Origin of the sequence: Pseudomonas sp. GCEP-101 (genome assembly GCF_025133575.1) — a bacterium.
Lineage (GTDB): Bacteria > Pseudomonadota > Gammaproteobacteria > Pseudomonadales > Pseudomonadaceae > Pseudomonas > Pseudomonas nitroreducens_B.
The window spans coordinates 5,514,515-5,537,690 of record NZ_CP104011.1; the positions used below are offsets into that span (position 1 = coordinate 5,514,515).

The 23,176-nt window shown below is 68.6% G+C and carries 21 protein-coding genes and 1 pseudogene; 14 read left to right on the forward strand and 8 right to left on the reverse strand.

Annotation, left to right across the window (positions count from 1 at the left end; all coding sequences use genetic code 11):
- Positions 1-157: 157 nt before the first annotated feature.
- Positions 158-1,252: an NAD(P)-dependent alcohol dehydrogenase gene (locus tag N0B71_RS24850; RefSeq protein WP_259755570.1), complete on the reverse strand. Its 1,095-nt coding sequence runs from the start codon at positions 1,250-1,252 to the stop codon at positions 158-160.
- Between the two features lie 345 nt (positions 1,253-1,597).
- Between N0B71_RS24850 and N0B71_RS24855 the strand changes: the two genes are divergently transcribed.
- From N0B71_RS24855 to ligD, 3 genes are all read left to right on the forward strand, one after another.
- Positions 1,598-2,287 carry a GNAT family N-acetyltransferase gene (locus N0B71_RS24855; RefSeq protein WP_259755572.1) on the forward strand — a complete coding sequence of 230 codons (690 nt, stop codon included), beginning with the start codon at positions 1,598-1,600 and terminating at the stop codon, positions 2,285-2,287.
- Between the two features lie 139 nt (positions 2,288-2,426).
- Positions 2,427-2,756 (forward strand): YgaP family membrane protein, encoded by a 330-nt coding sequence (locus tag N0B71_RS24860; protein ID WP_259755573.1) that lies wholly within the window; start codon positions 2,427-2,429, stop codon positions 2,754-2,756.
- A 15-nt stretch (positions 2,757-2,771) separates the two neighbouring features.
- Positions 2,772-5,312, forward strand: a complete 2,541-nt coding sequence (ligD, locus tag N0B71_RS24865; RefSeq protein ID WP_259755575.1) for a DNA ligase D — start codon at positions 2,772-2,774, stop codon at positions 5,310-5,312.
- Positions 5,313-5,432: 120 nt separating this feature from the next.
- On the opposite strand, the pseudogene N0B71_RS24870 reads toward ligD, so the two are convergent.
- Positions 5,433-5,582 (reverse strand): annotated as a pseudogene (locus N0B71_RS24870) (general stress protein); the annotation flags it as partial.
- A 379-nt stretch (positions 5,583-5,961) separates the two neighbouring features.
- On the opposite strand from N0B71_RS24870, the gene N0B71_RS24875 reads away from it, so the two are divergent.
- Complete coding sequence (locus N0B71_RS24875; RefSeq protein WP_259755576.1) at positions 5,962-6,144, forward strand: DUF3606 domain-containing protein; 183 nt, start codon at positions 5,962-5,964, stop codon at positions 6,142-6,144.
- A 181-nt stretch (positions 6,145-6,325) separates the two neighbouring features.
- On the opposite strand, the gene N0B71_RS24880 is transcribed toward N0B71_RS24875, so the two are convergent.
- From N0B71_RS24880 to N0B71_RS24890, 3 genes are all read right to left on the reverse strand, one after another.
- Complete coding sequence (locus N0B71_RS24880; protein WP_259755577.1) at positions 6,326-6,541, reverse strand: hypothetical protein; 216 nt, start codon at positions 6,539-6,541, stop codon at positions 6,326-6,328.
- Positions 6,542-6,614: 73 nt separating this feature from the next.
- Positions 6,615-6,767, reverse strand: a complete 153-nt coding sequence (locus N0B71_RS24885) for a hypothetical protein (RefSeq protein ID WP_259755578.1) — start codon at positions 6,765-6,767, stop codon at positions 6,615-6,617.
- A gap of 46 nt (positions 6,768-6,813) precedes the next feature.
- A complete protein-coding gene (locus N0B71_RS24890) occupies positions 6,814-7,695 on the reverse strand; it encodes a manganese catalase family protein (protein WP_259755579.1) in 882 nt (293 codons plus the stop codon).
- Positions 7,696-7,918: 223 nt separating this feature from the next.
- Here N0B71_RS24890 and N0B71_RS24895 point away from each other — a divergent pair, with 223 nt between their 5' ends.
- The gene (locus N0B71_RS24895; RefSeq protein WP_259755581.1) at positions 7,919-8,428 is read left to right on the forward strand and encodes a ferritin-like domain-containing protein; all 510 of its coding nucleotides are present in this window, start codon (positions 7,919-7,921) and stop codon (positions 8,426-8,428) included.
- Positions 8,425-8,721: a DUF2061 domain-containing protein gene (locus tag N0B71_RS24900; protein ID WP_259755582.1), complete on the forward strand. Its 297-nt coding sequence runs from the start codon at positions 8,425-8,427 to the stop codon at positions 8,719-8,721. The genes N0B71_RS24895 and N0B71_RS24900 overlap by 4 nt, the downstream gene beginning before the upstream one ends.
- Before the next feature lie 63 nt (positions 8,722-8,784).
- Here the strand turns inward: N0B71_RS24900 and cydB are convergent, their stop codons facing one another.
- The 3 genes from cydB to N0B71_RS24915 all read right to left on the reverse strand — a co-directional run bounded on the left by cydB (position 8,785) and on the right by N0B71_RS24915 (position 11,606).
- Positions 8,785-9,792 (reverse strand): cytochrome d ubiquinol oxidase subunit II, encoded by a 1,008-nt coding sequence (gene cydB, locus N0B71_RS24905; protein ID WP_259755583.1) that lies wholly within the window; start codon positions 9,790-9,792, stop codon positions 8,785-8,787.
- A 3-nt stretch (positions 9,793-9,795) separates the two neighbouring features.
- Positions 9,796-11,226 carry a cytochrome ubiquinol oxidase subunit I gene (locus N0B71_RS24910; RefSeq protein ID WP_259755584.1) on the reverse strand — a complete coding sequence of 477 codons (1,431 nt, stop codon included), beginning with the start codon at positions 11,224-11,226 and terminating at the stop codon, positions 9,796-9,798.
- Positions 11,227-11,351: 125 nt separating this feature from the next.
- On the reverse strand, positions 11,352-11,606 hold the full coding sequence (locus N0B71_RS24915) for a hypothetical protein (RefSeq protein WP_259755586.1): 255 nt from the start codon (positions 11,604-11,606) through the stop codon (positions 11,352-11,354).
- Between the two features lie 218 nt (positions 11,607-11,824).
- Between N0B71_RS24915 and N0B71_RS24920 the strand changes: the two genes are divergently transcribed.
- The 8 genes from N0B71_RS24920 to N0B71_RS24955 all read left to right on the forward strand — a co-directional run bounded on the left by N0B71_RS24920 (position 11,825) and on the right by N0B71_RS24955 (position 23,173).
- The gene (locus tag N0B71_RS24920) at positions 11,825-13,591 is read left to right on the forward strand and encodes a S8/S53 family peptidase (protein WP_259755587.1); all 1,767 of its coding nucleotides are present in this window, start codon (positions 11,825-11,827) and stop codon (positions 13,589-13,591) included.
- A 132-nt stretch (positions 13,592-13,723) separates the two neighbouring features.
- Positions 13,724-15,739 (forward strand): hybrid sensor histidine kinase/response regulator, encoded by a 2,016-nt coding sequence (locus N0B71_RS24925; protein ID WP_259755588.1) that lies wholly within the window; start codon positions 13,724-13,726, stop codon positions 15,737-15,739.
- A 118-nt stretch (positions 15,740-15,857) separates the two neighbouring features.
- Positions 15,858-16,871, forward strand: coding sequence for a ligase-associated DNA damage response exonuclease (locus N0B71_RS24930; protein WP_259755589.1), 1,014 nt, complete (start codon positions 15,858-15,860; stop codon positions 16,869-16,871).
- Positions 16,868-18,523, forward strand: a complete 1,656-nt coding sequence (locus N0B71_RS24935) for an ATP-dependent DNA ligase (protein WP_259755590.1) — start codon at positions 16,868-16,870, stop codon at positions 18,521-18,523. Before N0B71_RS24930 ends, N0B71_RS24935 begins: the two co-directional genes overlap by 4 nt.
- Positions 18,523-21,111: a ligase-associated DNA damage response DEXH box helicase gene (locus N0B71_RS24940; protein ID WP_259755591.1), complete on the forward strand. Its 2,589-nt coding sequence runs from the start codon at positions 18,523-18,525 to the stop codon at positions 21,109-21,111. The genes N0B71_RS24935 and N0B71_RS24940 overlap by 1 nt, the downstream gene beginning before the upstream one ends.
- Positions 21,108-21,794 (forward strand): ligase-associated DNA damage response endonuclease PdeM, encoded by a 687-nt coding sequence (gene pdeM, locus N0B71_RS24945; RefSeq protein WP_259755593.1) that lies wholly within the window; start codon positions 21,108-21,110, stop codon positions 21,792-21,794. The genes N0B71_RS24940 and pdeM overlap by 4 nt, the downstream gene beginning before the upstream one ends.
- A gap of 97 nt (positions 21,795-21,891) precedes the next feature.
- Complete coding sequence (locus N0B71_RS24950; RefSeq protein WP_259755594.1) at positions 21,892-22,737, forward strand: STAS domain-containing protein; 846 nt, start codon at positions 21,892-21,894, stop codon at positions 22,735-22,737.
- Between the two features lie 10 nt (positions 22,738-22,747).
- Positions 22,748-23,173 carry an STAS domain-containing protein gene (locus tag N0B71_RS24955; RefSeq protein WP_259755596.1) on the forward strand — a complete coding sequence of 142 codons (426 nt, stop codon included), beginning with the start codon at positions 22,748-22,750 and terminating at the stop codon, positions 23,171-23,173.
- Positions 23,174-23,176 lie beyond the last annotated feature (3 nt).

Consider the following 23,176-nt stretch of genomic DNA (forward strand, 5'->3'; position numbering starts at 1 on the left):
CCGGAGGGAGCGCTCCCTGCATAGCGGGCGTCATGGGCTGGATGCCCCGGGGTTTTCTTGCCTGACTACCGAGAGGATGCGCGGGGCCCATGCCGGGCCCCCATTGAATTCAGCACGGGGACAACCGCCGCAGGCAGGCGGCCGTCCCCTCCCCGCCTTACGGCTTGATGGCGACCTTCAGTACCCCGTCGCGCTGGTGGGCGAACAGGTCGTAGGCCTCGACGATGTTGTCCAGCGCATAGTGGTGCGTGACCAGCGAGCCGAAGTCGGCGCGGTTCGACTCGATGATGCTCATCAGCCGGCGCATGCGCTCCTTGCCGCCGGGGCAGAGTGCCGTGTTGATCTTGTGATCGCCCAGGCCGGCGGCGAAGGCGGCCAGCGGTATCTTCACGTCGCTGGAGTACACGCCCAGGCTCGACAGCGTGCCGCCGGGCTTGAGCACCTTCATCGCCTGCTCGAAGGTAATCGGCAGGCCCAGGCATTCGATGGACGAATCGGCGCCACGGCCGCCGGTGAGCTTCATCACCGCCTCCACCACGTCGCACTGGGTGAAGTCCAGCGTGACGTCGGCGCCCATGCTGCGGGAGATGTCCAGCCGGTGCGCGTTGCCATCCACCGCGATGATGGTCGAAGCGCCCAGCAGGCGGGCGCCGGCGGTGGCGCACAGGCCGATGGGGCCCTGGGCGAAGACGACCACGGTGTCGCCGATGCGGATGTTGGCGTTCTCCGCGCCCTTGAAGCCGGTGGACATGATGTCCGGGCACATCAGCACCTGCTCGTCGGTCAGGCTGTCGGGAATCGGCGCGAGGTTGCCCTCGGCATCCGGCACCAGCACGTACTCGGCCTGGGTACCGTCGATCAGGTTGCCGAAGCGCCAGCCGGCGGTGGCCTTGTAGCCATGGCAGGCGCAGCGGCCGCTCTCGATCAGGTAGCTGCCATCCTGGGACGGCACGCCATCCTGCGCGGCGTAGGAGTTGAAGTTCGGGCAGATCGCCCCGGCGATCACCCGCTGGCCTTCGCGGTAGCCCTTCACGGCGCTGCCGAGCTTCTCGATCACGCCGACCGGTTCGTGGCCGACGGTCAGCCCCTTGGCCACCGGGTACTCGCCCTTGAGGATGTGCACGTCGGTGCCGCAGATGGTGGTGGTGGTGATGCGGATCAGCGCGTCGTTGGGGCCGATTTCCGGGATGGGTTTGTCCGTCAGTTCGATGCGGCCCGGTTCCACGAAGATCGCCGCTTTCATCATTGCCATCGTTCTTTCTCCTTGCTTGGGGTGCGCCATGGATGAACCTGGCCGGGGGCGGCACAGCTGACAGCGCGTGCTCGCCCCCGGGCCGATTCGATCCAGTGTGCTCGGCCGAGGCGAATGCCCGTTGATGCATATCAAGCGCCGGGAAACTCCGCATCGGCCTGCCGACCGCCTCTCACCGACGGCGGCGCCGCCGGGATGGCTGGCAGCCCGGTAGAGCATTGACCCCGATGGCGGGAAAACAAGGTACGTGCGTCGGGTGGTGCTGGAATCCTTCGCGCCCCCGCAGCGGTTACAATGGCGACCGCGTCGATCCGCCCGGATCGACAAGCCCGGAGCCCGCCGTAGATGTTCACCCTTGCCACCCTCGACACGTCGCCCCCCGAATCCCTGAAGAGCCAGGTGCTGCAGATGGTGGTGGACTACTTCAGCGACGTCAGCCCGGTGCCCCTGACGCCGAGCAATCCGCTGTTCCAGTTGTACCAGTACGTGATCGGCTACGAGGTGCACCTTTACCTGCAGGCCATGGACGGCGCCTCGCCGAGCGGCGCGCGGCTGATCCTCGCGCTGGACGATGAAGACCCGTCCCGCGTCCTGGGCTTCGCCCTCTACCTGCCCAGCGCGGATGACGCCGAGGCCTGCACCCTGGCCTACCTCGCCGTTCAGGCCAGCCACCGCCGCCAGGGCATCGCCCGCGCCCTGCTGCGCAGGATGACCGAGCACCGCCCCCACGCCGAGCTGGCCTGCGCCGCGGGCAAGGTGCCGGTGTTCGAGGCGCTGGGCTTCCGCGTGCTGGCGGCGCAGGGTCCGCACGTCCTGCTGAACACCCGCGACCACCGCTCCGATGGCCTGGTCGCGGTGCAGGACCTGGCGCCGATCTACCAGTCCAAGGAGGTGCGACAGATCCACACCTACCTGGTCAAGCAGAACGGCAGCAAGGCCATGCGCGAGGCGGAGAAGAAGCGCGACCGCCTGCTCGACCAGATGACCTGGCAGGCCCAGGAGCTGGTGAAACAGCGCGTGCCGACGATTCACTGACCCACGCCGCTCGCTCCCTTCATCGCCACCCGCCCTGCCATCCATCCGCACCCTGCAAACGGGTTGAACGCTCCCGTGCCCGAGGCTTCCAAACTTCAGAGTTTCCAAGCTTCAAAGCCCAAGCACACTGGAGAACGACATGGCAGAGCAAAACCTGAGCGGCTTCGAACGAGCCACCTCGATCGCACTGGGCCTGGCGGCCATCGGCATGGGTATTCGCCGCGGCGGCATCAGCGGCTGGATGGGCGCGGCCGCCGGCGTACTGGCCGCCAAGCGCGGGTTCACCGGGCACTGTGCGATGAAGGCGGCGATCACGCCGGCCGATCCCGAGGTGCTGTCCCAGCAGGACCACCCGGCCGCCGCTGCGGTGGCGCCGTCACCCGGCATCGCCGACGCGTCGGTTTCCGAGTCGCGCATCGACCACGCCCTGGAAGAGACGTTTCCCGCCAGCGATCCGATCTCGCCCTGATGCGGTCGCTCGCGGATGAAGAAGTCGCTGCAGGAGTACAACCGCAAGCGTGACTTCGACGCCACGCCGGAGCCCAGCGGCAGGCGCTCCGGCAAACCCCTCGAACATGCCCTGCAGTTCTGCGTGCAGAAGCACGACGCCACGCGGCTGCACTATGACTTCCGCCTGGAACTGGACGGGACCCTGAAGAGCTGGGCGATTCCCAAAGGCCCCTGCCTGGACCCGAAGGTGAAGCGCCTGGCCGTCCACGTCGAGGACCATCCGCTGGACTACGCCGCCTTCGAGGGGCACATCCCCGAAGGCCACTACGGCGCCGGCGATGTCATCGTCTGGGATCGCGGCATCTGGCTGCCCATCGGCGATGCGGCGGCGGCCTATCGCAAGGGCCGCCTGAAGTTCGAGCTGCAGGGGGAAAAGCTCAGCGGCGTGTGGAACCTGGTGCGCACCCACATGGCCGGCGCCAAGGAGCAATGGTTCCTGATCAAGAGCCAGGACGCCGCCGCCCGCGACGAAGCCGACTACGACATCGTCAAGGCGCTGCCCGACAGTGTGCTGAGCGAGCGCACCATCGTGCCACGGCGTCGGCGGAAGACGGCGGAAGCGGGCACGGCGAGCGCCCCGGCCGTGCCCCCTACGCGTCGAAAAAACGCGGCGCAGCCCCTGCAGGGCGCGCGCAAGGGCGAGCTGCCCGCGCTGATCAAGCCCGAACTGGCGAGCCTCGTGGAATCGGCGCCGGACGGCGACTGGCGCTATGAAATCAAGTTCGACGGCTACCGCATCCTCGCCCGCGTGGAGGCCGGCACGGTGCGCCTGTTCACCCGCAACGGCCACGACTGGACCGAGCGCATGCCCGGTCAGGTTCGCGCCCTGGAAGCGCTGGGGCTGGACAACGCCTGGCTGGACGGCGAAGTGGTGGTGCCCGGCGAAGATGGCCGCCCGGATTTCCAGGCCCTGCAGAACGCCTTCGACGCCAACCGCAGCGACAGCATCGTCTACTACCTCTTCGACCTGATGCACCTCAACGGCATGGACCTGCGCCGGGTCGCCCTCGAACAACGGCGCGCCGCCCTGCGCGCCGTACTGCAGAACAACCAGGACGAAGCGCTGCGCTTCTCCGAGGATTTCGACGAATCCGCCCAGGCCATCCTCCACAGCGCCTGCCAGATGCGCCTGGAAGGGCTGATCGGCAAGCGCGCCGGCAGCCTGTACCTGTCACGCCGCAGCGACGACTGGATCAAGCTCAAGTGCCAGCACCGCCAGGAATTCGTGGTGGTGGGTTTCTCCGCCCCGCGCGGCAGCCGCGCGGCCTTCGGCGCCCTGCTGCTGGCCCTGCACGACGCCGACAGCGGCGAACTGCGCTACGCCGGCAAGGTCGGTACCGGCTTCAACGAGCACTCGCTGCGCCGCATCCACGAGCAGTTGAAACCGCTCCAGGTCAAACGGCCACCGGTGGTCAACCCGCCCACCGGCGTGGATGCCCGGGGCGTGCAGTGGCTGCGGCCACAGTTGCTCGCCGAGGTCGCCTACGCGCAGATGACCCGCGACGGCATCATCCGCCATTCGGTGTTCCATGGCCTGCGGGACGACAAGCCGGCCAGCGCCATCGTCCCTGAACGACCGGCGCGGCCCGCCCGCCGGGCGAAGACCGCCGACCCGCCCAGGCAAGCGGCGCCGGCCGCGGAGCAGATCCGCATCACCCACGCCGGCCGCGTCATCGACGCCAGCAGCGGCACGACCAAGATGCAGCTGGCCGAATACTACGCCGCGATCGCGCCCTGGTTGCTGCCGCACCTCGCGCAGCGCCCGGTGGCGTTGGTGCGCGCGCCCGAAGGCATCGCCGGCGAGCTGTTCTTCCAGAAGAACCCCGCCAGCCTGGCCATCCCCGGCATCGAGAGCCTCGGCAAGGAGCATGCGGGGCAACCGGTGATGCTGATCAATCACCTCGAGGCATTGATCGGCGCGGTGCAGATGAGCGCGCTGGAACTGCACACCTGGAACGCCACGGCGGCCGACCTGGCGCGGCCGGATCGCTTCATCCTCGATCTCGACCCGGACCCGGCGCTGCCGTGGAAGACCATGGTCGAGGCCACCCAGCTGACCCTCGCGCTGCTCGACGAACTGGGCCTGACCGCGTTCCTCAAGACCAGCGGCGGCAAGGGCATCCACATCGTCGTGCCGCTGCGGCCCAAGGATGACTGGGAGAGCGTCAAGGCCTTCAGCAAGCGCATCGTGCAGCACATGGCGCGGCTGATGCCGGAGCGTTTCTCCGCGGTTTCCGGGCCGAAGAATCGCATCGGGCGGATCTTCATCGACTACCTGCGCAACAGCCAGGGGGCGACGACCGCCTGCGCCTACGCCGTCAGGGCGCGGGAGCACCTGCCGGTGTCGGTGCCGATCGGTCGGGAGGAGGTTCAGCAGATCAAGGGGGCGGCTCAATGGACGCTGCGCAACGTCGTGCAGCGCCTGGACGAACTCGGGGAAGACCCCTGGGCGGGCTACGGCAAGACCCGGCAGACCATCACCGCGAAGATGCGCCGGCAGTTGGGCATGGAGTGAATCGCTGGCACGGCGCACTGGAGCAAAACGCCAGCGGTGATGACCCGGCCGCAAGCCGGGCACCACCGCGAGCACCTCTGCAGCCGGGCGCACGCCCGGCCCAGAGGTCAGCGCACAGCGTTAGCTGCGGCCGCCACCGTGGCTGTGCTGGCCACCTTTGCGGCCGGCTTCGGACGCCTTCTCACGGTCGTTGGCGAAGTTGCCGCCGCTGTTCTGGCCACCCTTCTTCCCTGCTTCGCTGGCCTTTTCCTTGTCGTTTGCAAAGTTGCCGGGGTTTTTGTTGGTCGTCATTTTCAGTACCTCGTTGGGCAGTGAATGATGATGCAAGGTCGAGAATTCGATGCCTTACAGGGGGTCTGAAAAACGGCCGGCGCCGATGTTCAAACCGATTGCCAGAGGACGACGAACGGATCGCCGAAACCCTCGAGCTAGCCGCCTCGCTTGGGTTTTCCAGCGTCGCAGAATGCACGGCGTACAGCGCCCCAGCGTGCAAATGTCCCTGCAGGCGAACGACGCGATGGGGGTTTGCGGCGCCCCCGGGTTGGCCTGCCCCTTGCTGCATTGCTCCAGTAGCGTTGGCTAGCGCAGAAGCGAGCCCGACGCGCCGGTAGCGACACCCCGTTTCGCCTGCCTTCAGGAGGTCACCACCATGGACAACCCCGACATTCGCGGCCCCGCCGACGCGTCGCGGATCAACCTCAACGAAGACTACGAGCGGCGTTACTGGGCCGAGGCCTTCGGTGTCAGCGAGCAGCGCCTGCGCGAGGCCGTGCATGCGGTCGGCGTCTCCACCGAGGCCGTGCGCCAATGGCTGCTGCGCCACCCGCAGTAGCGCTGCAACGGAATCACAGGGTCAGCCGCGCCCCCGGCCCCGGGACGACGAGCTGATCAAGAGGTTTCCGTCGTCGCGTGGGTCTGCCCGGCATCATGGCGGCGGGTTGGCCCATGCGGCGACGGAATCTTTCAGGCAGCGGACGACAAGCCGCCCGCTGCGCCTTTCACGGCTGACACATTCACGGCTGACGATAGTGCCCCGGCGTGGTGTCGCGCTCCTGGCTGCGCTGGTTACGGCTGAGCTGGATATCGGTGATGCGCGACGGGTCCAGCGTGCTGTGCAGGGACTGCACGTAGCGCCGTGCATCGTCCAGGGTCAGCTCCTCCTGATGCAGCACCGTGCTCATGGGCTGGTTGTCGAGAATGTAGCTGATGACATAGGCGGGCGTGGTCATGGGGGTGCCTCGCGGTGCGGGGCCGCCCGTGGGCGGCCCGGGTGAAGGGATGCGCAGCCGGTGCACCGGGCGGCTAGCCCGGATGCAACAGGTTGCGCGACAGCGGCCGCGACACATCGAAGGGCCGCTGCGGCGTGGTGGATTGGTCTTCGCGGTCGGGCATCTTCCGCGGCTGCGGACGTTCCGCCGAGCGTGGCGCCGGCGTCGGGTTGCGTTCAGGGGACATGGTCATCTCCGCAGGCGGCCGCTGGAAACCAGTCGGCCGCCTTGGCTCAGGGTTGCTTGGGCACCAGCCCCGACCCCAGGTCGGCACCGGTGACGGGGTCGGCCATGGGGTCCGAGCGGGTGCGATCCTGCATCTGCTGGAGCAGTTCGCTGTCCTCCTCCGACAGCTGCACCGTGGCGCTGCCATCGCCGCCGTCCACGGCAGGTTCCGGCGACTCGATGTACTCCCAGTCGTCGCCTTCGTTCCATGGCCCTCGCGTGTCGCCCTCCCCCTGCGACAGGTTGAAGTAGCGGTTGGTGAACTCCGCCATCCCCGGCAACTTGCCCTGCGGGAAGTTCGGCTGGATGGCATGCAGCGCCTTCTCGAAGGACTGCTGGTGAGCCAGCTCGCGGGTCATCAGGAAGGTCAGCGCATCCTTGATGCCGGGGTCGTCGGTGACGTTGATCAGGCGCTCGTAGATCATCTTCGCCCGCGCCTCGGCGGCGATGTTCGAGCGCAGGTCCGCCGTGGGCTCGCCGATGGTGTCGATGTACGCCGCCGTCCAGGGCACGCCGCCGGAATTCACCAGCGCCGGCCCGCCGCCATAGAGGATCGAGGTGATGTGCGAGTCGTTGCCGGCCCCGGTGAGGGAGCGGTACAGCTCGGTTTCCTGGTCCACGCCTTCGGCCAGGCGACCCTTGGCGCCCTTGTTCAGCATGCCGACGATGGAGCCGATGATCTCCAGGTGGCTCAGCTCCTCCGTGGCGATGTCCATCAGCAGGTCCTTGCGGCCGGGGTCGCACTCGGCCAGGCCTTGCGTGAAGTAGCGCATCGCGGCGGCGAGTTCTCCCTGCGGGCCGCCGAACTGCTCCAGCAGCAGGTTGGCAAGGCCAGGGTCGGGCGCTGCCACCCTGACCGTGTATTGCAGTCGCTTGTTGTGCACGAACATGGATGATTCCTCCAGTCGTCTTGCGGGCTTCCCTGGGTAGGCGAAACGGGGACCTTTCCTGGCGCCCGATGGGTGGAAAAATCCCGGCGACGATAGTTCATAACTTCTCGCAAACGCCCGCTGCGCTTGGCGTTGCGCTTACCTGGCCATCGGCGAGGAAAACTGAACGAGGTGATTTCGTGCCACTCACAGCAGGCACAACCCACCCGAGGAGAACCTCACCATGACAAGCAAAAAAGACAACCTGCTGGACTGGCTGCGCGACGCCCACGCCATGGAGCAGCAGGCCGAGAAGATGCTCGAGGCGCAGTCCGGCCGGCTGGAGCATTACCCGCAGCTGAAAACCCGCATCGACCAGCACCTGGAGGAAACCCGCGGGCAGCAGCGCCTGATCGAAGGCTGCCTGGAGCGCCTGGGCAGCAGCCCGTCAACGCTCAAGGACCTGGGCGGCAAGCTCATGGCGTTCGGGCAGGCGGTCGGCGGCATGACGGTGAGCGACGAGGTGGTGAAAGGCGCCATGAGTGGCTACGTGTTCGAGAACATGGAAATCGCCGCCTACACCGTGCTGATCGCCGCCGCCCAGGAAGTGGGCGACAGCGCCACCGAGGCGGCGCTGAAACAGATCCTGCCGCAGGAGGTCGCCATGGCCGACTGGCTGCGCGAGCACCTGCCGGAAATCACCCGCGCGTACCTGGCGCGCGACCACGTCGACGCGGACGAGGCCAAGCGATGAATTCACGCCTGTTCACGGCGTGCTGTAGCCCCGCGAAGAAGCCGGCGCCCCTGCTCAAGACCTGCACCTTCGCGGTCCTGCACTTCTCCATCGCCTTCTGCGTCGCCTACCTGCTGACCGGCTCGGCGCTGACCGGCGGGTTGATCGCCCTGGTCGAGCCGGCCTGCAATACCGTCGCGTTCTACTTCCATGAGCGCGTCTGGAGCCGCTTCGGCGTGACGCCGGAGCAGGATGTGGGCCTGGGGCACGGCAATCTGCTGTCCGGTGACGACCCGCACGACGAGTCCGCCTGATGCCTACGTCATCACCACGGGGCCTGCGGGCCCCGCCTTTCCCTGCGGCCCAGCGCTGGCGTTTCAGTGATAGCCGCTGTCGACCGTGGTCTTGCCGCGGAACACGTAGTAGCTCCAGGCGGTGTAGCCGAGGATGAAGGGGATGATGAACAGCGCGCCCACCAGCATGAAGCCCTGGCTCTGCGGCGGCGCGGAGGCCTCCCAGAGGGTCACCGAGGGCGGCACGATGTGCGGCCAGAGGCTGATGCCCAGGCCCGCATAGCCGAGGAAGATCAGCGCCAGGGTGAGCACGAAAGGTCGCGCGTTGTCGTCGTTGGCCACCGAGCGCAGCAGCCGCCAGAAGCACAGCAGCACGAGCACCGGCACGGGCGACAGCCAGAACACGTTCGGCACGCTGAACCAGCGCGCGGCGATAGCCGGGTGGGTCAGCGGCGTCCACAGGCTGACGATGCCGATCACCGCCAGCAGAACCAGCGCCAGCGGCCGCGCCAGGTCGTGCATGCGCGCCTGCAGCGGGCCTTCGGTCTTGAGGATCAGCCAGGTGCAGCCGAGCAAGGCGTAGGCGATCACCAGCCCCGCGCCACAGAACAGCGGGAAGGCGGCCAGCCACTCGAACGAGCCGCCGGCGAAACGGCCGTCGCGCACCTCCAGGCCATCGATGAAGGTGCCCAGCACCACACCCTGGCAGAAGGTCGCCACCACCGAGCCGACGATGAAGGACAGGTCCCACAGGTGACGCTTCTGTGCCCGCGCCTTGAAGCGGAACTCGAACGCCACCCCACGGAAGACCAGACCCACCAGCATGATGATCAGCGGCAGGTAGAGCGCCGGCAGCACCACCGAATAGGCCAGCGGAAAGGCGCCGAACAGCCCGGCGCCGCCCAGCACTAGCCAGGTCTCGTTGCCGTCCCACACCGGCGCGACGGTGTTCATCATCACGTCGCGGTCGGCGGTGTCGGGGAAGAACGGATAGAGGATGCCGATCCCCAGGTCGAAGCCGTCCATCACCACGTACATCATCACGCTGAAGATGATGATCACGGCCCAGATCAGCGGAAGGTCGATGCCCATGGTTCAGCTCCCCCTGTTGTCGGTTGAGGTGTCGTTGTCCGGATCGCCCGCAGCCGACAGCGGCCGCGCGGCCGTGCTCTGCTGGCCCGCGCCGCCCTGGGCCGGCGCCCTGCCCTCGGCGGTCTGCGGGCCCTTGCGCACCAGGCGCAGCAGGTAGGCGAAGCCCACGCCGAACACGGTGAAATACACCACCACGAACAACAGCAATGTGAGGGTGAGCTGCGCCGCGCCGTGTGGCGCAACCGCGTCGCGGGTACGCATCAGCCCATAGACCACCCAGGGCTGGCGGCCCATCTCCGTGGTCACCCAGCCCGCCAGCAGCGCCACCAGGCCGGACGGCCCCATCCACAGCACCAGGTGCAGGAACGGCCGGCTGTCGTACAACCGCCCGCGCCAGCGCAGCCAGAGGCTGCACAGGCCGACGACGATCATCAGCAGGCCCAGCCCGACCATCAGGCGGAAAGTCCAGAAGATCACCGTGGAGTTGGGCCGGTCCTGCGCGGCGAACTCCTTCAGCGCCGGGATCGCCTCGGTGGTGCTGTGCCGCAGGATCAGGCTGCCCAGCACCGGCACCTCCACCTTGAAGCGGGTCTCCTCGCGCTGCATGTCGGGCCAGCCCACCAGGATCAGCGGTGTCGGCCCGCCCTCGGCGTTGTCCCAGTGCCCTTCGATGGCGGCGATCTTCGCGGGCTGGTGCTGCAGCGTGTTCAGGCCATGGGCATCGCCCACCAGCAGTTGCACCGGCGCCACCAGCAGCGCCATCCACATCGCCATGGAGAACATCGTGCGCACCGCCGGCGTGTTGCGGCCGCGCAGCAGGTGCCAGGCGCCGGAGGCGCCGACGAAGAACGCCGTGGCGAGGAACGCCGCGATGCTCATGTGCACCAGGCGGTAGGGAAACGACGGATTGAAGATCACCGCCAGCCAGTCGGCCGGGACCACCCGGCCATCGACGATCTCGTGGCCCTGCGGCGTGTGCATCCAGCTGTTGGAGGCAAGGATCCAGAAGGTCGACACCAGCGTACCGATGGCCACCATCAGCGTGGCGAAGAAGTGCAGCCCCGGCCCGACCTTGTGCCAGCCGAACAGCATCACGCCGAGAAAACCCGCCTCGAGGAAGAACGCGGTGAGCACCTCGTAGGTCAGCAGTGGCCCGGTGATGCTCCCGGCGAAGGCGGAGAAACCGCTCCAGTTGGTACCGAACTGGTACGCCATCACCAGCCCCGAGACCACGCCCATGCCGAAGTTCACCGCGAAGATCTTCGACCAGAAGTGATAGAGGTCGCGGTAGACCTCCTCCTTGCTGCGCAGCCACAGGCCTTCGAGCACGGCGAGGTAGCTGGCCAGGCCGATGGTGATGGCCGGGAAGAGGATGTGAAAGGACACGGTGAAGGCGAACTGCAGCCGCGCCAGGTCCAGCGTTTCCAGATTCATTGCGCGCCTCATCGATGACAGGCAGGTTGCTGGCCGGCAGGTCCACCGGCCAGGCCGTATTCCGCTATGAATCAGGGCCCGGGCAAATGTTCAGGCGAAATGACGACGGGTTGCCCGCCGCGTCCTCAATTGAGCCGTGACCTTCGCCGCTCCTGCTGGTAGAGCACCACCACCTGGCGGGCGAATTCCAGCGGGTCGATGTCCGTCCGCTGCGCGGACTCGCACAGCTCCGCCCAGCCTTTGCGCTGGCGGTGCAGATGCCGTTCAGCGGGAGTCGATCCCAACGGGATGGTGCGTTCGATTTCCTGGGCCAGCGCCGGCACCAGCAAGAGAAAGGCAGCGACTGCTGCTTCCTTCAGCTCTTTGTCCGAGTCGTTCACGGCTAACCTCGATGGCTTGCTCACCTCACAGTCATGCCCTGAGCAGAACGGCCAGCAGGCCGCCTATCGAGTGGGCAGAAAAAACATAGTCCAGTTTCCCGCCGCTGCTCCAGCCCCGCTGCCATGGCGCGCCGAGACAGCCGGCGGCGCATTCGTCCTGAACGAATCGGCGCGCCCGGCAGTCCGAAACGCAGGAATCCCGCCACGGAATGCCGGCCATGCGATTACGCCCTTTTCTGCTCGCCACGCTGCTGCCGACACTGCTCGCCAGCCTCCCCGCCAGCGCCGAGGAACCCCTGCGCCTGGCATCGCTCAAGCGCTGCGGCGACCTGCTGGATGCACAGCAGCAGGACTGGTGCCTGACGGTGCGCGGCCTCGGCGCGGCCCTGCCGCGCGTCCTGCTCGACGGCCGCCCGCTGGCGGACCAGGACATCCGCCGCGACGCCGACCAGCTGCGCATCCGCCTGAACAGCGCCCGGCAGCGCAGCGGCCCGCTCTGGCTGGAAGATGGCTCCCGCGCGAGCAACGCCGCCTGGCTGACCCTGCGCAACAGCCACGTGCTGGCGGCGGGCCCGGACGAGGTGGCGACGAACCAGGACGGCCTGACCACCTACGTGGACCTGGCCAGCCTGCTGATCGAGGAAAACCACGACGGCCTGCGCGAAGCGCAGCGGCTGGCGCACAAGTATGGCGCCGAGGTGGTGGGCAGCATCGCCCCCTTGAATCTCTACCAGCTGCGCTTGCCGGCCAAGGACCTGGTGCAGCGCGACGCCCTCGTCCTGCGCCTGGGCAGCGAAACCAGCGTGGACGCCGTGGTGGTCGAGGAGTCGGCGGCGCAAAGGAGCGAGGAAGCGCCGGCCCGCCGCGAGCCGGAAAAGCCCGCCCAGGACTCCGATGAATGGGCCGCCAACCGTTTCCTCGACGCGGTGAACTACTACCAGCGACGCATCCCCGCCAGCCAGGCGCCGATTCGCCCGCAACCGGTGCGCATCGGCCTGATCGAGCGTGACGTCGACTTCGACACGGCAGATTTCGCCGGCTTCTCCGGTGCCTGCGCGCCGCCCCGCGTCTGCGTCTACGCCCGCGACGCCGAACGGCCCGACCAGCACGGCACCACCGTGGCCGGCATTCTCGCCGCGGGCTGGGACGATGGCGGCAACACCGGCTTCCTGCGGGCGCTGGAGCGGGCCGGCGGCGGCTTCGAGGTCATCGTCGAGCGCAACTCCGACGCCGGTATCACCGCCAATATCGCCGCCTCGGTGAACCTGGTGGAAGACGGCGTGCGGGTGCTGAACTGGAGCTGGGGCATCCACCGGGTCGGCGCCCGGAACGTCGAGGGCGACGAGGTGGATTCGCTGCTGCGCTCGGGCATCGCCATGGGCGGCTACGAAGAGTTGCTGGAAGAGTTCTTCCTCTGGCTGCGCCAAGAGCACCCCGACGTGGTAGTGGTGAATTCGGCGGGCAATGGCTCGTCCTTTTCCGGCACCGACGAATACCGCCTGCCCTCCTCCTTCATCACCGAACAGCTGATCGTCGTCGGCGGCCACCAGCGCAGCCAGCAGGCCGGCCTGGCGGTGGACGACCCGGGTTTCGCCGTCAAGCGACGCTCGTCGAACATCGACATGCGGGTCGACATCACCGCGTCGGCCTGTACCCATGCGTCGGTGCGCGAGCCCGGCGCCGCGGGCGCGGTGCATTGCGGCACTTCCTACGCCACGCCGATGGTCGCCGGGCTGCTGGCGGCGATGCTGTCGATCAACCCGCACCTGCAGCCCGAGCAGTTGCGCATGCTGCTGCGCCGCAGCGCCCTGAGCATCGGCGACAACTACGACTTCGAACCGACGGACGCCGAGGACCTCACCGCGCCCATCCTGCCGTCGGAGCGCAACTACCGGCTCGATGACCGGGACGTTGGCCGCTCCGCCCGACTGGACATGCAGAAGGCCCTGGAACTGGCGGTACAGAGCCGCGAACGGGTGCGCTGAGGCGGGGCACGGCAGGCAGCGGCATCCATTCGTAACCTGCCGCTGCCTGGCCGCGCGGAGCGAACTACGCTGAACATCCTTGAAACGGTCCGCCCGCACCTGCTGGCACGATGAGATCGCAAGGACATCAGCATGCCCAAGACTAATCTGGAGGCCCCGCCCCGCGTGGACTTCCGCCTTCCCGACGACACCGGCGCCAGTGTCCACGACAGCGAGGTACGCTTCCGCGCGCTGGTGACTACCACCAGCACGGCGATCTACCGCATGAGCCCGGACTGGCAGGAAATGCGCGAGCTGACCGGCCAGGGGTTTCTCGAAGACACCGCGCAACCGAACCTGAACTGGATCGAGAAGTACATCGAGCCGGAGGACCGCGCCCGCGTGCTGCGCGCCATTGCAAAGGCCATAGCCGAGCGCTCCACCTTCGAGCTGGAACACCGGGTGCGCTTCTCCGATGGCAGCCTCGGCTGGACGCTGTCGCGGGCGGTGCCGATCCTCGATGCGGCCGGCAACGTCGTGGAATGGTTCGGCGCCGCCTCCGATGTCACCCAGAAGCACAACGCGGTGACACGCCTGCGCGAAAGCGAAGCAGGCTTCAAGGCCATCGCCGACACTGCGCCGCAGTTGGTCTGGGTGACCGACACAGAGGGCCGCCTGGTGTTCTTCAACCAGCGCTGGAGCGAGTACTTCGGCAGCGCCGGCGAGCCGGAAAACCTCCGGCTGTTCGCCGCCGCATGCATCCACCCCGAGGACCTGGAAAGCACCCTGGCCGCCTTCGACCAGGCACGCAGCAGCGGCTGCGTCTTCGAGGCCGAACACCGCCTGCGCGGCCGCGATGGCAACTACCGCTGGTTCATGGCCAGGGCCAACCCCTACGTGGACGAGGAAACCGGGGACATCCTGCGCTGGTACGGCATCTCCCTGGATGTGCACGAGCGGCACAACGCCGAATCGACCCTGCGCACCTTCAACGAGCGCCTGGAGGTCAAGGTCCAGGCCAGCTCCCGCGACCTGCAGGCGGCCGAGGCGCAGGTCCGGCAGATGCAGAAGCTCGAGGCCATCGGCCAACTGACCGGGGGCGTCGCCCACGATTTCAACAACCTGCTGACGATCATCCGCAACTCGGCGGAACTCCTGCGGCGCAAGGCATTGCCCGCCGACAAGCAGCAGCGCTACCTCGATGCCATCCTCGACACCGCCGATCGCGCCGCCACGCTGACCGCCCAGCTGCTCGCCTTCGCCCGCCGGCAAGCGCTCAAGCCAGCGGTGTTCGCCGTCGGCGAGCGCGTCGAGCAGATCGCCGACATGCTGCGCAGGACGGTGGGCCCCAGGACTCGCATCGTGGTGCGCACGCCGCCGGGCGAGTACTTCGTCGAGGCGGACCTGAACCAGTTCGAAACCGCGCTGGTGAACCTGGTCATCAATGCCCGCGACGCCATGCACGGCGACGGCGTGGTCACCATCAGCCTCGAGGAAGCGACCACGGCGCCCTCGCAACATGGCGGCGCCGGCAGCGTCGAGCAGGTCTGCATCGCGGTCACGGACGAAGGCCACGGCATCGCGCCGGAGGATATCGAGCGGGTCTTCGAACCCTTCTTCACCACCAAGGAAGTCGGCAAGGGCACGGGGCTCGGCCTGTCCCAGGTCTACGGCTTCGTGCGTCAGTCCGGCGGCGACGTGAGCGTGACCAGCGAACCGGGCCGGGGCAGCACCTTTCTCTTCACCCTGCCCCGGGTCGGCGCCCCGGCCACCAGCCAGGCCGACCCGACGACGGTTCTGGTGCAACCGTCCAAGGGGCGCATCCTGGTGGTGGAAGACAATCCCCAGGTCGGCGAATTCACCGTGCGCCTGCTGGACGACATGGGCTACCAGGCGTGCCTGGCCAGCGACGCCGGCGTGGCGCTGAGCATACTGGAGGAGCGTCGCGAGCAGATCGACCTGGTGCTGTCGGACATCGTCATGCCCGGCATGACCGGCATCGAGCTGGCGCGGATCATCGGCGAGCGCTGGCCCGACCTGCCGCTGGTGCTCACCAGCGGCTACAGCCAGGCCTTCGCTGGCGAGGCCCACCACGGCTTCGAGCTGTTGAAGAAACCCTATTCGTTCAACGAACTGCTCAGGGCCCTCGGCCGCGCCTTGAAGCGCTAACCCCGCCGCTGTGCCGCCCCCCCCCGTGCCCGGCAGGCGTCGACCGGGTGCGAAACAAGGAACCTCGGCTGGCCAGCGGCGCTCTCAGCATTAACCTTTCGTCGCCCAAGGTGCCCGCATGGATCTGGTCATCGCCCGCCCCGAGGGCCTGTACTGCCCGCCCGGCGATTTCTACCTCGACCCGTGGCGCCCGGTGGACCGGGCGGTGATCACCCATGCCCATGGCGACCACGCGCGCTGGGGCAATCGCCACTACCTGGCGGCGGCTCCGGGCGAAGGCATCCTGCGCTCGCGGCTGGGCCAGGACATCGACCTGCAGACCCTGCCCTATGGCGAGCGCCTGAACCACCACGGCGTGACGCTGAGCTTCCACCCCGCCGGCCATGTGCTCGGCTCGGCGCAGGTACGCCTGGAATACGGTGGCCAGGTGTGGGTCGCCTCCGGGGACTACAAGGTCGAGCCGGACGGCACCTGCGCAGCCTTCGAGCCGGTGCGCTGCCACACCTTCATCACCGAGTCGACCTTCGGCCTGCCGATCTACCGCTGGCAACCCCAGGCGCAGCTGTTCGCCGACATCGACACCTGGTGGCGCGGCAATGCCGCCGCCGGCCGTGCCAGCGTGCTGTTCGCCTATGCCTTCGGCAAGGCCCAGCGCATCCTCCATGGCATCGACGCCAGCATCGGCCCGATCCTCGTGCACGGCGCGGTCGAGCCGTTGAACCAGGTCTACCGCGCCGCTGGGGTGCGCATCCCGCCCACGGCGTTCGCCACCGAGATCGCGCGCAACGATCCGCGGCTGCGCCAGGCACTGATCCTCGCGCCGCCCTCGGCCGGCGGCAGCACCTGGATGCGCCGCTTCGGCGATTACAGCGACGCCTTCGCCAGCGGCTGGATGCTGCTGCGCGGGGCGCGCCGGCGGCGCGGTGTCGACCGCGGCTTCGTGCTCTCCGACCACGCCGACTGGCCGGGCCTGCTGTGGGCCATCGAGCAGAGCGGCGCCGAGCGGGTGATGGTCACCCACGGCCAGGTCAACGTGCTGGTCCGCTACCTGGCCGAGAAGGGCCTCGACGCCCGCGCCTTCCAGACCGAATACGGCGAAGAGGACGACACCCTGGAGCAGGCCGCGCCATGAAAGCCTTCGCCGAACTCTACGCCCGGCTCGATGCCACGACCTCCAGCAACGCCAAGCTGGCCGCCCTGCAGGACTATTTCGCCAGCGCCCCGCCGCAGGACGCCGCCTGGGCCGCGTACTTCCTCGCCGGCGGCCGGCCCCGGCAGGTGGTGCCGACGCGCCTGCTGCGCGAACTGGCGACGCGCCTGTCGGGCCTGCCGGACTGGCTCTTCGAGGAGAGCTACCAGGCCGTGGGCGACCTGGCGGAAACCATCTCGCTGCTGCTGCCCGAATCCACCCAGGCCTCCGAAGAAGGCCTGGACTGGTGGCTGGAGCAACTGCTGCCGCTGCGTGGCCTGCCGCCGGAGGAACTGGCCGAACGCCTGCAACTCCTGTGGGCGCGCCTGGATCGGCAGAGCCTGATGGTCAGCATCAAGCTGCTCACTGGCGCCTTCCGCGTCGGCGTCTCCAAGCTGCTGGTGACCCGCGCCCTCGCCGCGCTGGCGGGCGTCGACGCCAAGCGTGTGGCGCAGCGCATGGTCGGCTACACCGACCTGTCGCACCGGCCCACGGCGCAACGCTACCTGGCGCTGATCGCCGCCGAGTCCGGCGAGGAGCACGCGCAACGCGGCGGCCAGCCCTACCCGTTCTTCCTCGCCCATCCGCTGCAGGAGCCGGTGGAGCGCTTCGACGCGCTGCTCGGCCCGGCGCAGGACTGGCTGGTGGAATGGAAGTGGGACGGCATCCGCGCCCAACTGGTCAAGCGCGACGGCCGCGCCTGGCTCTGGTCTCGCGGCGAGGAGCTGATCACCGAGCGCTTCCCCGAACTGGACGCGCTGGCCGCCGCCCTGCCCGACGGCACCGTGCTCGATGGCGAACTGGTGGTGTGGAAGGAGCCTGCCCCGGACAGCGGCTCGACCTTCGGCATCCAGCCCTTCGCCCTGCTGCAGCAACGCATCGGCCGCAAGACCCTGAGCAGGAAACTGCTGGACGAGGTCCCCGCCGCCCTGCTGGCCTACGACCTGCTGGAGTGGCGCGGCGAGGACTGGCGCAGTCGCCCCCAGGATGAGCGCCGCGCGCGCCTGGAGCAGCTGGTGGCGGAGGTCGGCGACAGCCACCTGCACCTGTCCCCGCGACTGGACGGCGCCGACTGGCAGGACCTCGCCCGCCAGCGCGAGGCGTCGCGGCAGCTGGGGGTCGAGGGCATGATGCTCAAGCGCCGCGACTCCCTCTACGGCGTAGGCCGCACCCGCGACCTGGGCCTGTGGTGGAAGTGGAAGATCGACCCGTTCAGCGTCGACGCCGTGCTGATCTACGCCCAGCGCGGCCATGGCCGCCGCGCCAGCCTCTACAGCGACTACACCTTCGCCGTGTGGGACGACTCCGCGCCCGGCGAGCGCGTCCTGGTGCCCTTCGCCAAGGCCTATTCCGGGCTGACCGACGAGGAGATGCGCAAGGTCGACGCGATCATCCGCAAGACCACGGTGGAGAAGTTCGGCCCGGTGCGCAGCGTCACCCCCACGCTGGTGTTCGAGCTGGGCTTCGAAGGCATCTCCCTGTCGAAGCGCCACAAGAGCGGCGTCGCGGTGCGCTTCCCGCGGATGCTGCGCTGGCGCACCGACAAGTCGGTGGAGGACGCCGACACCCTGGCCACCCTGCAGGGGCTGCTCTGATGGCGCCGCGCCCGTCCGCCCAGTGGTTCGCCGCGCGCGGCTGGAAGCCCTTCGCCTTCCAGAAGGAGGTCTGGCGCGCCGTCGCGGCCGGCGAGTCGGGGCTGCTGCATGCCTCCACCGGCGCCGGCAAGACCTATGCGGTGTGGTTCGCCGCGCTGGACCGCTTCGCCCAGGCGGAGCCGGCCGGCGGGGCAAGCCGCCCGCGCAAGCCCGCCGTGGCGCCGCTGACGCTGCTGTGGATCACCCCCATGCGCGCGCTGGCCGCCGACACCGCCCGTGCCCTGCAAGCGCCGCTGGACGACCTGGCAATCGACTGGAGCGTCGGCGTGCGCACCGGCGACACCGACAGCGCCGCCCGCGCCCGCCAGGATCGCCGCCTGCCCAGTGCTCTGATCACCACGCCCGAGAGCCTGACCCTGCTGCTGACCCGCGCCGACGCACACGAAGCCTTCGCCCACCTGCGCCTGCTGGTGGTGGACGAATGGCACGAACTGCTGGGCAACAAGCGCGGCGTGCAGCTGCAGCTCGCCCTCGCCCGCCTGCGCCGCTGGCGGCCGGAACTACAGGTGTGGGGGTTGTCCGCCACCCTCGGCAACCTGGCCCACGCCCGCGAGGTGCTGATGCCCAGCGGGCGCCTGGTGCAAGGCAAGACCGCCAAGGACCTGCGCATCGACACGCTGCTGCCGCCGGGCATCGAGCGCTTCCCCTGGGCCGGGCACCTGGGCCTGCGCATGCTGCCGCAGGTGGTCGACGAGCTGGACGGCAGCGCCACCACGCTGGTGTTCACCAACACCCGCTCCCAGGCGGAAACCTGGTACCAGGCGTTGCTGGACGCGCGCCCCGACTGGGCCGGGCTGCTCGCTCTGCACCACGGCTCGCTGTCGCGGGAGGTGCGCGACTGGGTCGAACTGGCGCTCAAGCAGGGCCAGCTCAAGGCGGTGGTGTGCACCTCCAGCCTGGACCTGGGCGTGGACTTCCTGCCGGTGGAGCGCGTGCTGCAGATCGGCTCGGCCAAGGGCGTGGCGCGCCTGATGCAGCGCGCCGGGCGCTCCGGCCACGCGCCGGGGCGCGCCTCGCGGGCGACCCTGGTGCCGACCCACAGCCTGGAGCTGCTGGAGGCCGCCGCCGCCCGCGCGGCGGTGGCCGAGGGCAAGGTCGAGGCGCGGCTGGCCCCGGAGCGCCCGCTCGACGTGCTGGTCCAGCACCTGGTGAGCATGGCCCTGGGCGGCGGCTTCCACGCCGAGGCGATGCTCGCCGAGGTGCGCAGCGCCTGGTCCTACCGAGCACTGAGCGACGGCGAATGGCAGTGGGCGCTGGCCTTCATCCGCCACGGCGGCCATTCGCTCACCGCCTACCCCGATTACCGCCGCGCCGAGCCCGACGCCGACGGCCTCTGGCAGGTGCCCGATGCGCGCCTGGCGCGGCGCCACCGCATGAGCATCGGCACCATCGTCAGCGACGCCAGCGTGACGGTGCGCTTCTGGGGCAAGGCCGGCGGCGGCTCGCTGGGCAGCATCGAGGAAGGCTTCATCGCCCGCCTGCGCCCCGGCGACACCTTCCTCTTCGCCGGCCGCACGCTGGAGCTGGTGGAGGTGGACAACATGACCGTCTACGTGCGCCGCGCCACCGGCCGCAAGGCCGCCATCCCGCGCTGGAACGGCGGGCGCATGCCGCTCTCCGGCGAGCTGGCCGATGCCATGCTGGAGCAACTCGACGCGGCGGACCAGGGCCGCTACGCCAGCGCCGAGATGCGCCTGCTGCGGCCGCTGCTCGACACCCAGAAGGCCTGGTCGGCGCTGCCGGGCAAAGCCACCTTGCTGGCCGAAACCCTGAAGTCCCGCGAAGGCTGGCACCTGTTCCTCTACCCGTTCGCCGGCCGCTCGGTGCACCTGGGGTTGGCCAGCCTGCTCGCCTGGCGGCTGGCCCGCGACAAGCCGCTGAGCTTCTCCCTCGCGGTCAACGACTACGGCCTGGAGCTGCTGTGCGCCAGCCCGGTGGATTTCGCCAGCGCCCTGACGCCGGCGCTGTTCGACAGCACGGACCTGCTGCCGGAGGTGCTCGCCAGCCTGAATGCCGGCGAGCTGGCGCGGCGGCGCTTCCGCGAGATCGCGCGGATCGCCGGGCTGGTGTTCACCGGCTACCCGGGAGCGCCGAAAAGCGCGCGCCAGTTGCAGGCCTCCAGCGGCCTGTTCTTCGAGGTGTTCAAGCAGTACGACCCGGACAACCTGCTGCTGGTGCAGGCCCAGCAGGAAGTGCTGCGCCAGGAACTGGACGTGCAGCGCCTGCAACAGACCCTGCAGCGCATGCAGTCGCTGCGCCTGGATCTGCATGCCGTCAGGCGCGCCACGCCGTTCGCCTTCCCGTTGCTGGTCGAGCGCTTCCGCGAAAGCCTGAGCTCGGAGAAGCTCGCCGACCGCATCCGCCGGATGGTCGCCGACCTCGAACAGGCCGCCGGTCCCGGTGCCTATGTCGGCGACCCGAGCGTGCCGCTGAGCGTGGACAACGAGCACCGCCCGCCCCGGCCGCGCCGGCCCCGGCACACCAAGGATGGCCGGCCGCGGCCACCCCGGCAGCGGCCTGAGCGATGAGCACGCTGCATCCGTCCTCCCGGGCCGTGCAGGTCGCCGGCCACGAGCTCTGGCTGCTGGCGGAAAAGGCGATCTGGTGGCCGCAGCAGCAGGTCCTGATGGTCGCCGACATCCATTTCGGCAAGGCGGCCAGCTACCGCGCACTGGGCCAGCCGGTACCCGGTGGCACCACCGCTGGCAACCTGCAGCGGTTGGACGCCCTGCTGGCGCGCCTGCCGTGCCGGCGGCTGATCTTCCTCGGCGACTTCCTGCACAGCCGCGAGGGTCGCACCGAGCACACCCTCGCCAGCCTGACCGAGTGGCGCAGCCGGCATCCGTCGCTGGCCATCACGCTGGTGCGCGGCAACCACGACCGGCACGCGGGCGACCCGCCCGGAGAGCTGGCCATCGAGGTGGTGGCGGAGCCGCTGCTGCTGGGCCCCTTCGCACTGCAACACGAGCCCGCCCGCTGTCCCGGCCATCATGTGCTGGCCGGGCACCTGCACCCGGCATTCGTCCTGCGCGGGCGCGGCCGGCAACAGGTGCGCCTGCCCTGCTTCGTGATCGGCGACGGGCTGAGCCTGCTGCCCTCCTTCGGCCATTTCACCGGCGCCATGACCTGGCAGCCTGACGCCGACCAGCGGATTTTCGTGGTGGGCGACGGCGGCGTCTGGGAGGTACCGGGCCCGCCGAACGAGCGATGAAGCAAGCACCTTCGTGCAAATAATCTGAACTTCGGCGTTTTCCCATGAGTCGGTTCCGCGATGCCGTTTCGCCATTTCACCAACAGGACGCCCGCACATGACCGACACTTCGCTTGCAGAACTCTTCAAACACAACGAACAACAGCTCCTCGCACAGTGGCTGGAAGCGCAGCGCGCCGTAGGGCTGCGGCTGGACCTGATCGACGAGCGCACGGTGCAGCAGAACTCCCAGGAACTGCTCAAGACCTTCACCATGGCGCTGGCCCAGGGCGCGCGGGACTTCGACTCGCCGGCCTGGAAGCCGCTGAAATCCCAGCTCGAACGCCTGTCCCTGGCCCAGGCGCGGCAGGGCTTCAGCCCGTCGGAGACGGCGACCTTCATCTTCTCCCTGAAGGAGCCGCTGTTCACCCTGCTGCAGCAGCAGCAGCCCGATACGTCCATCGAGGCGGTGTGGCAGATCAGCAAGCTGATCGACCAGCTCGGCCTGTTCAGCCTGGAATATTTCATGACCGGCCGCGAGGCGGTGATCCGCGAACAGCAGGAAAGCCTGCTGGAGCTGTCCACGCCGGTGGTTGAACTCTGGGACGGGGTACTGGCGGTGCCGCTGATCGGCGCGCTGGACAGCAACCGCACGCAGATCGTCATGGAGTCGCTGCTGCAGAAGATCGTCGAGACCGAGTCGGACCTGGCGATCATCGACATCACCGGCGTGCCGACCGTGGACACCATGGTCGCCCAGCACCTGCTCAAGACCATCACCGCCGCCAAGCTGATGGGCGCGCGTTGCATCATCAGCGGCATCCGCCCGCAGATCGCGGCGACCATCGTGCACCTGGGCGTGGAGCTCGGCGACGTGGTGACCAAGGCCTCCCTGGCGGATGCGTTCAAGCTGGCGCTCAAGCAACTGGGCGTGCGCATGGTCAGCCCGGCCAAGGCCCACTGAGGACACCCCGATGGTAGATCGTATTCCGATCCTCAAGATGGGCCGCTACCTGCTGCTGAGCATCCAGGTGGACATGCATGACCAACTGGCCATGGACCTGCAGGAAGACCTCACCGAGCAGATCGTCCGGCACAAGGCGCGCGGCGTGCTCATCGACATTTCGGCGCTGGAAATCGTCGACTCCTTCATCGGCCGGATGCTCTCGCACATCGCCAACGTGTCGCGGATTCTCGATGCCAAGGTGATCGTGGTGGGCATGCAGCCGGCGGTGGCCATCACCCTGGTAGAGCTGGGCCTCTCCCTGGAAGGCATCGCCACCGCGCTGAACATCGAGAAAGGCATGCGCTGGCTGGAAAACAGCCTGGATGAAGAGGACGACGACGGGGGGCCGGAGAGTGACGACGACACAAACGCTCCCTCTGAAACAGGAAACTGACAT

What these genes read in the sequence shown, in the direction of transcription:
- N0B71_RS24890 (WP_259755579.1), bottom strand. Translation starts at nt 7,695, where the DNA reads ATGTTCGTGCACAACAAGCGACTGCAATACACGGTCAGGGTGGCAGCG.
- N0B71_RS24875 (WP_259755576.1), top strand. Translation starts at nt 5,962, where the DNA reads ATGGACAACCCCGACATTCGCGGCCCCGCCGACGCGTCGCGGATCAAC.
- N0B71_RS24950 (WP_259755594.1), top strand. Translation starts at nt 21,892, where the DNA reads ATGACCGACACTTCGCTTGCAGAACTCTTCAAACACAACGAACAACAG.
- N0B71_RS24925 (WP_259755588.1), top strand. Translation starts at nt 13,724, where the DNA reads ATGCCCAAGACTAATCTGGAGGCCCCGCCCCGCGTGGACTTCCGCCTT.
- N0B71_RS24860 (WP_259755573.1), top strand. Translation starts at nt 2,427, where the DNA reads ATGGCAGAGCAAAACCTGAGCGGCTTCGAACGAGCCACCTCGATCGCA.
- cydB (WP_259755583.1), bottom strand. Translation starts at nt 9,792, where the DNA reads ATGGGCATCGACCTTCCGCTGATCTGGGCCGTGATCATCATCTTCAGC.
- pdeM (WP_259755593.1), top strand. Translation starts at nt 21,108, where the DNA reads ATGAGCACGCTGCATCCGTCCTCCCGGGCCGTGCAGGTCGCCGGCCAC.
- ligD (WP_259755575.1), top strand. Translation starts at nt 2,772, where the DNA reads ATGAAGAAGTCGCTGCAGGAGTACAACCGCAAGCGTGACTTCGACGCC.
- N0B71_RS24940 (WP_259755591.1), top strand. Translation starts at nt 18,523, where the DNA reads ATGGCGCCGCGCCCGTCCGCCCAGTGGTTCGCCGCGCGCGGCTGGAAG.
- N0B71_RS24930 (WP_259755589.1), top strand. Translation starts at nt 15,858, where the DNA reads ATGGATCTGGTCATCGCCCGCCCCGAGGGCCTGTACTGCCCGCCCGGC.
- N0B71_RS24885 (WP_259755578.1), bottom strand. Translation starts at nt 6,767, where the DNA reads ATGTCCCCTGAACGCAACCCGACGCCGGCGCCACGCTCGGCGGAACGT.
- N0B71_RS24935 (WP_259755590.1), top strand. Translation starts at nt 16,868, where the DNA reads ATGAAAGCCTTCGCCGAACTCTACGCCCGGCTCGATGCCACGACCTCC.
- N0B71_RS24910 (WP_259755584.1), bottom strand. Translation starts at nt 11,226, where the DNA reads ATGAATCTGGAAACGCTGGACCTGGCGCGGCTGCAGTTCGCCTTCACC.
- N0B71_RS24920 (WP_259755587.1), top strand. Translation starts at nt 11,825, where the DNA reads ATGCGATTACGCCCTTTTCTGCTCGCCACGCTGCTGCCGACACTGCTC.
- N0B71_RS24850 (WP_259755570.1), bottom strand. Translation starts at nt 1,252, where the DNA reads ATGGCAATGATGAAAGCGGCGATCTTCGTGGAACCGGGCCGCATCGAA.
- N0B71_RS24895 (WP_259755581.1), top strand. Translation starts at nt 7,919, where the DNA reads ATGACAAGCAAAAAAGACAACCTGCTGGACTGGCTGCGCGACGCCCAC.
- N0B71_RS24900 (WP_259755582.1), top strand. Translation starts at nt 8,425, where the DNA reads ATGAATTCACGCCTGTTCACGGCGTGCTGTAGCCCCGCGAAGAAGCCG.
- N0B71_RS24880 (WP_259755577.1), bottom strand. Translation starts at nt 6,541, where the DNA reads ATGACCACGCCCGCCTATGTCATCAGCTACATTCTCGACAACCAGCCC.
- N0B71_RS24955 (WP_259755596.1), top strand. Translation starts at nt 22,748, where the DNA reads ATGGTAGATCGTATTCCGATCCTCAAGATGGGCCGCTACCTGCTGCTG.
- N0B71_RS24855 (WP_259755572.1), top strand. Translation starts at nt 1,598, where the DNA reads ATGTTCACCCTTGCCACCCTCGACACGTCGCCCCCCGAATCCCTGAAG.